8 protein-coding genes, 1 tRNA gene and 1 pseudogene are annotated in these 8,893 nt (G+C 35.3%); all 10 read left to right on the forward strand.

The features are described from left to right. The first annotated feature begins 51 nt into the window (after positions 1 to 51). Complete coding sequence (gene rpmG, locus SULYE_RS03440) at positions 52 to 201, forward strand: 50S ribosomal protein L33 (RefSeq protein ID WP_007546538.1); 150 nt, start codon at positions 52 to 54, stop codon at positions 199 to 201. A 15-nt stretch (positions 202 to 216) separates the two neighbouring features. Further along, positions 217 to 289 (forward strand) — tRNA-Trp (locus tag SULYE_RS03445). 16 nt (positions 290 to 305) lie between these two features. Further along, positions 306 to 491: a preprotein translocase subunit SecE gene (secE, locus tag SULYE_RS03450; RefSeq protein WP_007546539.1), complete on the forward strand. Its 186-nt coding sequence runs from the start codon at positions 306 to 308 to the stop codon at positions 489 to 491. An 8-nt stretch (positions 492 to 499) separates the two neighbouring features. Continuing rightward, a complete protein-coding gene (gene nusG / locus SULYE_RS03455) occupies positions 500 to 1,297 on the forward strand; it encodes a transcription termination/antitermination protein NusG (protein ID WP_007546541.1) in 798 nt (265 codons plus the stop codon). Positions 1,298 to 1,362: 65 nt separating this feature from the next. Then, complete coding sequence (gene rplK / locus SULYE_RS03460; RefSeq protein ID WP_007546542.1) at positions 1,363 to 1,800, forward strand: 50S ribosomal protein L11; 438 nt, start codon at positions 1,363 to 1,365, stop codon at positions 1,798 to 1,800. 5 nt (positions 1,801 to 1,805) lie between these two features. Then, entirely contained in the window at positions 1,806 to 2,534 is a 729-nt protein-coding gene (rplA, locus tag SULYE_RS03465) for a 50S ribosomal protein L1 (RefSeq protein WP_007546543.1), read from the forward strand. A gap of 11 nt (positions 2,535 to 2,545) precedes the next feature. Then, positions 2,546 to 3,091, forward strand: coding sequence for a 50S ribosomal protein L10 (rplJ, locus tag SULYE_RS03470; RefSeq protein ID WP_007546544.1), 546 nt, complete (start codon positions 2,546 to 2,548; stop codon positions 3,089 to 3,091). Positions 3,092 to 3,119: 28 nt separating this feature from the next. Beyond that, positions 3,120 to 3,506 (forward strand): 50S ribosomal protein L7/L12, encoded by a 387-nt coding sequence (gene rplL / locus SULYE_RS03475; protein WP_007546545.1) that lies wholly within the window; start codon positions 3,120 to 3,122, stop codon positions 3,504 to 3,506. A gap of 116 nt (positions 3,507 to 3,622) precedes the next feature. Beyond that, positions 3,623 to 8,089 carry a DNA-directed RNA polymerase subunit beta gene (gene rpoB, locus SULYE_RS03480; protein ID WP_007546546.1) on the forward strand — a complete coding sequence of 1,489 codons (4,467 nt, stop codon included), beginning with the start codon at positions 3,623 to 3,625 and terminating at the stop codon, positions 8,087 to 8,089. Between the two features lie 57 nt (positions 8,090 to 8,146). Beyond that, positions 8,147 to 8,893: pseudogene (locus SULYE_RS03485) on the forward strand (DNA-directed RNA polymerase subunit beta'); the annotation flags it as partial.

Raw genomic sequence — 8,893 nt, forward strand, 5'->3', positions numbered from 1 at the left:
TAGGTGCTGGCGTTGTTACTAAAATACTTGAATAATTGTGAGGAATAGAAGATGAGAGAGATTATAACTTTAGCCTGTACAGAATGCAAAAGAAAAAATTACACAACTACAAAAAATAAAAGAAAACATCCAGATAGATTAGAGTTAAGAAAATATTGTAAGTTTTGTAAAAAACATACAGTTCATAGAGAAATTAAGTAATTAATCATAGATTGCGGGGCAGTAGCTCAATTGGCAGAGCAGCGGACTCCAAATCCGCAGGTTGAGGGTTCGATTCCTTCCTGCCCCGCCTTTGGAGAATATTGATGGTAAAATACCTAAGCTTTTTAAAGGAAGTTTTTGAAGAGCTTAAAAAAGTAACATGGCCTTCTAAAAACCTTGTCAAAACAGCAACCATAGCAGTTATAGTTTTAACTTTGATAATGGCATTATACTTATGGAGTTTAGATATTTTATTTACAAAAATAATTGCCTTCATAATGGAGAGGTAAAGATTTAAATGGCGGAAAATGAAAATTTAAACATGGTTAACGAAGAGGTTAATGAAAGCAATTTAGGAAAAGATACTGATGAAAAAAAATGGTACGCTTTATATACACAATCTAATTTAGAAATTAGGGCTAAGGAAAACTTTATTAAGAACTTAAAGCTTAATAATTTAGAACATTTAGTGGATGAAGTTATAGTTCCTGCTGAAGAAAAGGTCGTCCTTAAATCTCAAGGAAAGGAAAGGTACAGACTTTCTTTAAAAGGTCCAAATAGGGTTATAGAAGTTCAGGGGAAAAAGGGGATTACAAAGTTTTCTATAGAAGATGGTACTGTCCGAGTTTTAGAAAGCGTTGAAGGTGACGAGGGGTGTGTTTCTCATAGTCCGATTTCTAAACCGGGACAAAAAATAACATGCAAAGAAAACAGAACTGAAGCGAGAATTGTTTTAGAAAATAAAATATTTCCAGGATATATTCTGATAAAGGCGAAGCTCACTGACGATTTGATTGATTTAGTTAAAAAGACTCCATTTTTAATAGGATTTGTTAGTGCAGGTGGTAAGCCTGTTCCTTTAAATGAAAATGATGTAATGAAAGTCTTAGGACAGATTCAAAAAGGTGCACCAAAAGCTAAGAAGCTTCTATATACAAAAGGAGACATTATTAGAGTTATTGAAGGTCCATTTATGAATTTTACAGGAACAGTGGAAGAAGTATTCCCGGACAAAGAAAAACTTATCGCATTAATTACTATTTTTGGAAGAGCAACACCGGTTGAACTTGAATTCTCCCAGGTGGAGAAAATTTAGCCTGTCGGTTCAGCTTTGGTGTTTTATTAAGACAGGCGTCAAAGAATTCAAGGAGGTGTATTTAAATGGCTAAGAAAGTAACGGCTCAAGTTGAGCTGATGATTCCAGCTCAACAAGCAGCTCCATCACCACCGGTTGGACCAGCTCTTGGTCAGCATGGTGTTAACATTATGGAGTTTGTTAAAAGTTTTAATGCAGCGACTGCAAACATGAAACCTGGTACAATCGTACCGGTAGTAATTACTATCTATTCGGATAGGTCTTTTACGTTTATTCTCAAGACTCCACCAGCATCTTATCTTCTTAAAGAAGCTGCAGGCATCAAGACAGGCTCCGGAGATCCAAAGAGAAATAAGGTTGGAAAAATCACAGTTAATCAGTTAAGGGAAATTGCTGAAATGAAATTAAAAGACCTTAACACTGAAGACATTGAGATGGCTATGAGAACTATAGCTGGTACTGCTCGTAGTATGGGAATTGAAATTGAAGGATATAAGGGGTAAGTGCTATGGCTAAAAGAGGAAAAAAATATTTAGAAGCATTAAAGCTTATTGACAAAGAAAAGACTTACAGCCTTGATGAAGCTATCCAAAAATTAAAAGAAGTTGAAAAAGTCCTACAGAGAAAGTTTGATGAAACAGTAGAGCTTATCTTTAGATTAGGTGTTGACCCCAAGTATGCTGACCAAATGGTTAGAGGTTCAGCGGTACTTCCGCATGGGTTAGGAAGAGAGTTAAAAGTTCTTGTTATCGCTTCCGGTGAGAAGTTAAAAGAGGCTGAAGAAGCAGGTGCTGATTATGTAGGCGGCGAGGAGATTATCAATAAGATTGCAAACGAAAACTGGATAGATTTTGACGTTGTGATAGCAACTCCGGATATGATGCCAAAATTGGCTAAGCTCGGTAAAATCTTAGGACCAAGAGGCTTAATGCCAAACCCTAAGGTTGGAACTGTTACGACTGACATCAAAAGAGCAGTTACAGAGGCTAAAAAAGGTAGAGTAGAGTTTAAAGTTGATAAAACAGGAAATTTACACGTCCCGGTGGGTAAAATTTCATTTGAAGATTATAAGCTTAAGGAAAATATTTTAGCTGTAGTGGATTCGGTGTTGAAAGCTAAGCCACCAGGTGCAAAAGGTCAGTATATAAGAAATGTTGTTTTAAAAACAACGATGAGCCCTTCAGTTAAATTAAATCCAGCCGAAATACAAAAAGCCTTAGAAACTAAAGCAGCATAAGGAGTAGAGCCATGGCATTAACTACAGAGAGAAAATCGATCCAAAAGAAAAGTCAGTTAGTCGCTGACCTTAAGCAAAAGATAGAAGCAGCGCCGGTTGTTATACTTTTAGATTTTAAAGGTATAGATGCTAACTCAATAGCAGATTTTAGAAAAAAGCTGAAAAGAGAGAATGCAGAATTAAAAGTTGTCAAAAATACACTTTTATACAGAGCTTGCAATGGAACACAACTTTATGATAAAATAGATATTTTCAAAGAGCAAACTGCAGTTATTTTTGGATATGGCGACATTGTTGCACCTGCTAAATTATTGAAAGAATTTTTAAAAGGAAAAGAAGATGCAAAAGTAAAAGGTGGTTTAGTAGAAGGTGTATTTGCTGATGCACAGAAGATCGATTACCTTGCATCTCTACCAAGCAAGGAAGTGCTTGTTGCTCAACTATTGGCTGTACTACAAGCACCTATTACAAACCTTGTACGTGTACTTAACGCTATACCACAAAAAACTGTTTTAGTTTTAGATGCTATAAGAAAAGAAAAAGAAAAACAATCTTAAATAAAATTTCATAGGAGGTTTTAAAAATATGGCAACAATTACAAGAGAAGAGATTAAAGAAGCTATTAAGTCAATGACAGTGTTAGAGTTAGCACAGCTTGTAAAAGACTTGGAAGAAGAGTTTGGCGTTTCTGCAGCTGCTATGGTTGCTGCTGCTCCGGCTGCTGCAGGTGCTGCAGGTGCTGCCGCTCCTGCTGAAGAAAAAACTGAGTTTGATGTTATTTTAACAAACGCAGGAGCAAACAAAATCAACGTTATTAAAGTTGTTAGAGAAATCACAGGTCTTGGATTAAAAGAAGCAAAAGACCTTGTAGATGGCGCTCCAAAACCAGTTAAAGAAGGAGTTTCTAAAGAAGAAGCAGAACAAATCAAGAAAAAATTAGAGGAAGCTGGAGCTACTGTAGAAATAAAATAATAAATTTTGATAAACGTTATCTCAATAAAGAATTTTCAACAAGTCTAAGAAAAGGTAGATTGTCTTCATGGCAGTCTACCTTTATTTATTTTAAAATCAAATAAGGTGGTGTAAGGATGAGAGAAATAAAAAATTTAAAACGAAATCCTTTTCGTAAAATACTTTCAAAAAGAAGAGAAATAATAACACCTCCTGACCTTTTATCCGTCCCAAAAGAATCTTTCGAAAACTTCGTTCAATTTCATACAAATCCTTTAAAAAGAGACCCAAATAAAGGCCTTGAAAGCCTGTTTAGAACATCTTTTCCTTTTGTAGACCCAAATGGTCAATTAGAAGTTAGATATATTGGATACGAGATTGGCGATTGGGAATGTGGAAAATGTGGAAAAGCATTACCTGATGAAGTTCTCGGTGGACCGGAAGTTGATTGTCCAAACTGCGGCGGTCCATTAATATATAAAGAAAAACTGACTGTTGAGGAATGTAAATTTAAGGGATTAACATATGGAGCTCCTTTAAGAGTATTGTTAGAGCTTGTAATAAATCATACAGACCCTAAAACCGGAGAAATAATTCCTAAGACTATAAAAAAACAAAAAATATACTTTGGTGAGATTCCTCTGCTAACAGACTATGCTTATTTTATGATAAATGGCAGTGAGAGAATTATTGTATCTCAGTTAATCAGGTCTTCAGGTATATTCTTCTCAGGAAAAGAAGACAAAACGAAAGACATTATTACAAGAGTTATTTATGAAGGTAGCGTTATTCCTGAGAAAGGTTCAAGAGTAGAAGTTCAGTATGCAACAAATTCGGAAATTTTCTATGCAAAGATAGATAGAAGAAAAATCCTTGGAACAACGCTCCTTAGAGCATTCGGATTAGATACTGCTTATAAAATTCTTAAAAACTTTTATGGAAAAGTAGATAGATATATCGTTGAGGATGGTAAATTAGTTCATGAAAACACAAAGATTCCTGTTAATTTAGAAGAGTTAGTGAATAGGGATATTTTTGTAACATATGTATATGAAGAAATGTCTGAAAAAGGTCAACCAGTACCTATTAAGCAAGAAAAGTATGTTTCTGTAGAAAGTTTAGAAAAACTTTTAAACGATGATAGAATCAAAATAGAAGAAGTTGTCACTGTAGAACCTCAAGTCATAAACAAATCATCATATCAAAGAGTTATTGTTGAAACATTAAAGAAAGATGAACCAAAAATCAATGCTCTGTTTACCTTTAGAGATGCTGCTCTTGTAGAAATTTATAGAAAAATGAGACCTACGGATACTGCGGTTTTAGACCCAAAAGCCTTTATGAAGAGAGCTAAAGAGCTATTTAATAACACGTTTACAGATATTCAAAGATACGACCTTTCAAGAGTTGGTAGAGTTAAGTTAAATGCAAAGGTACATAACATTCCAAAAACTATCAAGCCTTTAGACCTTGAAGATTTCTTTGAAAAATTCCCGCCTTTAGCTCTTGACGAAGATATAGAAACTAAAGATGGAATTATTCCAAAAGGAACAAAGATAGACCCTGTAGTATTAGAAAAATTAAAAGAAACTTCATTTAAAGAGATAAAAGTAAAAGAATACTTAGACGAAGAAGCAAGAACGTTACAGCTTGCTGATATCATTGCAATAGTTAAGTATTTATTAGAATTAAGATTTGGAAAGAAAAACTTAGATGATATAGCACACTTAGGAAACAGAAGAGTTAGACCTGTTGGAGAGCTTTTAGAGGCTCAGGCAAGAGCTGGAATTGCAAGAATGCAAAAAGCATTTAGAGATAGAGTTGCTACAGTTGACGTAGAAGACCCTAACTTAAAACCAAGCGAGCTTATTAACCCAAGATACTTAACTAACTCTATTCTTGAATTCTTAAAAAGCGGCCAGCTTTCACAGTTTATGGACCAAACAAACCCGTTATCTGAGCTAACACATAAAAGAAGGTTGTCAGCTTTAGGTCCAGGCGGTCTTACAAGAGAGAGTGCTAAGTTTGAAATAAGAGACGTTCACCCATCTCACTATGGAAGAATATGTCCGATCGAAACACCAGAGGGCCAAAACATTGGTTTAGTTTCTTCAATGACTGTTTATTCGAGAATAAATGAATTTGGATTTTTAATCTCTCCATATAGAAAGGTTATTAACGGCGTTGTTACTAACGAAATTGAATATCTAACAGCATACGAAGAAGAAAAGTATGTTATTGCTCAAGCTAACGCTGAAATAGATGAAAAAGGAAGGTTCTTAACAGATAGAGTTCTTGCAAGGGCATATGGTGATATAAGATTAGTAGAACCAAATGAAGTTCACTATATGGACGTATCTCCTAAGCAAGTTGTTTCTCCGTCTGCATCCTTAATTCCTTTCCTTGAACATGATGATGCCAACAGGGCTCTTATGGGTTCTAACATGCAACGTCAGGCTGTACCTCTTATTAGAACAGAGTATCCTCTCGTTGGTACAGGAATGGAAGTTGTCATTGCTAAGGACTCCGGTTCTGTGATCGTTGCAAAAAGAGGCGGTGAAGTAATTAAAGTTGATGGAAATACTATCGTCATAAAAGTAAATGAAGACGAGATTAACCCTCATGACCCGTTGGATATTGGTATGGATATTTACAAGTTAAACAAATTTAAAGGCTCTAACCAAGCTACATGCATGAATCAAAGACCGCTTGTTAGAAAAGGTGATATTGTAGAAAAAGGTGCAACAATAGCAGATGGGACTTCAACATACAAAGGCGAGCTTGCACTCGGAAAAAATGTTCTTGTTGCATTCATGCCATGGAGAGGCTATAACTTTGAAGATGCTATCGTAATTTCAGAAAGACTTGTTAAAGACGATGTATTTACATCTATTCATATAGAAGAGTTTGAAATAGAAGCAAGAGAAACAAAATTAGGTCCGGAAGAGATAACAAGAAATATACCCGGTATTAACGAAAGACAGCTTGCAAACCTTGATGAACACGGTGTTGTAAGAGTTGGTGCGTACGTTAAACCAGGAGATATTTTGGTTGGTAAAGTTACTCCTAAGGGAGAAACAGCGCTAACACCAGAAGAAAAACTTTTATTTGCGATCTTTGGAGAAAAAGCGAGCGAAGTAAAAGATTCTTCATTAAGAGTTCCTGTGGGCGTTGAAGGCGTGGTAGTTGATGTCCAAATTTTTGCTAAGAAGAAAAAGGATAAAAAAGAAAAAAGAGAGAAGTATTTAGATACTTTAATTAAGCAAGAGGTTGATAAACTTAATTTAGAGTTGGAAGAGAAGAAAAAGTTCATTTTAGATAAAAGAGACGCTCAGCTTAGAGAAATTCTTATCGGTGTGAAGGTTGCTAAGGATGTTAAAGTAGCCGGCGAAGTTATTATTCCTGAAGGAGAATATATATCCGAAAACAATGTTTCTCAGGCTATAAAAATAATAGCTATCAATCCATCTAACTTTATCAAAGACAAAAAATTACTTAAAAAAGTAGAATCTATCATCGAAAAAGCAAAATCTCAAATTGAGCTTTGGGAAAAGATTTACGATAAAAGAAAAGAAGCTGTTCAGGAAGGAGCAGACTTAAAACCTGGAGTTAACGAGCTTGTTAAAGTTTACATAGCTCAAAAGAGAAAGATCCAGGTCGGTGATAAAATGGCAGGTAGACACGGTAATAAAGGTGTAATCTCTGTCGTTCTTCCTGTTGAAGACATGCCGTTTATGGAAGATGGAACTCCCGTGGACATAGTTTTAAACCCTCTTGGTGTTCCTTCTCGTATGAACGTAGGACAAATACTTGAAACCCATCTTGGATTAGCCGCTAAAAAACTCGGTGAAAAACTTGGAAAAGAGCTTGAAAAAATCTTTGATAGAGAAAAGATTATCGATAAGATCGTTGAGTATTACAGCATTGTAAATGACACAGATAACAAAATCCTTACTGCGCAAAGAAAGAAAGATTCTCAAGAGTTAAGAGAGGTTTTATCTAAACTTGACGATGAGTCTTTAAGAGAATTAGTTAGAGATTTAACCAAGATTGGTATCCCTGTAGAAACTGCAATCTTTGAAAGTGCGTCAGAAGAAGATATTAAGAAGCTTCTTAATCATGCAGGAATAAAAGATAATGGTAAAGTTAAGCTTATTGATGGTAGGACAGGAGAGCCTTTTGACTTGGAAGTTACTGTAGGATACATGTATATGCTTAAACTTATACATATGGTTGATGATAAAATACACGCACGTTCAACCGGACCTTACTCTCTTATCACACAGCAGCCTCTTGGTGGTAGAGCTCAGTTTGGTGGACAAAGATTCGGTGAGATGGAAGTATGGGCGCTTGAAGCACACGGAGCAGCGTATACATTAAGAGAGATGTTAACAGTCAAATCTGACGATATTGAAGGAAGAAAGAGAGTGTACGAAGCTATCATTAAAGGAAAACACTACTACGATATCGGCGTTCCAGAATCTTTTAAAGTTCTTGTTAGAGAGTTAAAAGCTCTTGGCTTAAACGTTGAATGTATAGTTGATGGACAGCCCCAAGCCTGCGATACTTCAGAGCCAGAAAAGAAAAAGCCTGAGTTAAATTAGATAGATTTTAACCTCCCTTTTTGGGAGGCTTTCTAAACAATAAGGAGGTAGCTTAACGTGGAAGCAAAAGAAAGAAAAGAAACAGTGAGATTTGATGCCATCAGAATATCTCTTGCTTCACCTGAAATGATTAGGTCTTGGTCTCACGGAGAAGTAAAAAAGCCAGAAACTCTTAACTATAGAACATTAAAACCAGAAAAAGATGGACTTTTTGATGCAAGAATATTTGGACCTATAAAAGACTATGAATGTTTATGTGGAAAATATAAAAAAAGGAAGTATGAAGGTACAATTTGTGATAGATGTGGTGTTGAAGTTACACGTTCCGATGTTAGAAGAGAAAGATTTGGACATATAGAGCTTGCATCTCCGGTTGTTCATATATGGTATTTAAAATCTACACCAAGTAAAATAGGTAGTTTGTTAGATTTAACATCAAGAGATATCGAAAGAGTTGTTTATTTTGAATCTTATTTAGTTGTAGAGCATCCAACAGAGGAAGAAGAGGAAGCATTTGAAAAAGACCCTAAATCTTTACCTTTAATGGAAGGTGGTCTTACAAAATACGTAAAATTACACGTTGTTTCTGAAGATGAATTTAGAGAAAGAGAGTATGAGTATTCAAACGCAGAAAAATACGAATACGGAATGGGAGCTGAAAAAGTTAAAGATGTTCTTGCAAGAATAGACTTAGAGATTCTTGCAAAAAGACTTAAAAAAGAACTTCATGGATATGCAGGAACGTTTGACGACTTAAATCTAAACTACAAATTGAACTATATAAGACTTTACAATAAAGCTATC

Origin of the sequence: Sulfurihydrogenibium yellowstonense SS-5 (assembly GCF_000173615.1) — a bacterium.
GTDB lineage: Bacteria > Aquificota > Aquificia > Aquificales > Hydrogenothermaceae > Sulfurihydrogenibium > Sulfurihydrogenibium yellowstonense.

Bases quoted from the DNA above. Each gene is read 5' to 3' on its own strand.
- rpmG (WP_007546538.1), top strand. From the start codon at position 52: ATGAGAGAGATTATAACTTTAGCCTGTACAGAATGCAAAAGAAAAAAT.
- secE (WP_007546539.1), top strand. From the start codon at position 306: ATGGTAAAATACCTAAGCTTTTTAAAGGAAGTTTTTGAAGAGCTTAAA.
- nusG (WP_007546541.1), top strand. From the start codon at position 500: ATGGCGGAAAATGAAAATTTAAACATGGTTAACGAAGAGGTTAATGAA.
- rplK (WP_007546542.1), top strand. From the start codon at position 1,363: ATGGCTAAGAAAGTAACGGCTCAAGTTGAGCTGATGATTCCAGCTCAA.
- rplA (WP_007546543.1), top strand. From the start codon at position 1,806: ATGGCTAAAAGAGGAAAAAAATATTTAGAAGCATTAAAGCTTATTGAC.
- rplJ (WP_007546544.1), top strand. From the start codon at position 2,546: ATGGCATTAACTACAGAGAGAAAATCGATCCAAAAGAAAAGTCAGTTA.
- rplL (WP_007546545.1), top strand. From the start codon at position 3,120: ATGGCAACAATTACAAGAGAAGAGATTAAAGAAGCTATTAAGTCAATG.
- rpoB (WP_007546546.1), top strand. From the start codon at position 3,623: ATGAGAGAAATAAAAAATTTAAAACGAAATCCTTTTCGTAAAATACTT.